This window comes from Streptomyces sp. NPDC060028 (assembly GCF_042736725.1).
GTDB lineage: Bacteria > Actinomycetota > Actinomycetes > Streptomycetales > Streptomycetaceae > Streptomyces.
Map to the genome: position 1 here is coordinate 1 of NZ_JBHWVJ010000147.1, position 264 is coordinate 264.

The 264-nt window shown below is 61.7% G+C and carries 1 protein-coding gene; it reads right to left on the reverse strand.

The window, feature by feature from the left end; translation table 11 throughout:
- Positions 1-70: 70 nt before the first annotated feature.
- A partial coding sequence (locus ACFWBF_RS36425) for a hypothetical protein (RefSeq protein WP_385609138.1) occupies positions 71-264 on the reverse strand: 194 nt, incomplete at its 5' end.

The window sequence follows — 264 nt, forward strand, 5'->3', positions numbered from 1 at the left end:
CATTTCCAACCAGCACAACGAGCAACCCGGTGAACCTTCCCGGTCACAGCACTAGGCAGTGTCCTGGCGATCATGCTGTGTCGTTGGGTACGGACGAGATGTCGATCGCGAGGTAGCCTGAAGCGGTTGCTGCGATGAGCAGCCCGCGGTGTTCCATGAGTGCGTGAATCCGGTCTGCCAGGGACAGGGTGTGTGCGGTTCTGGTGTGGGGGTTCCAGATCCGCAGCGTCTGGTCGTCTCCAGTAGAAGCGAGGCGGGGGGTGC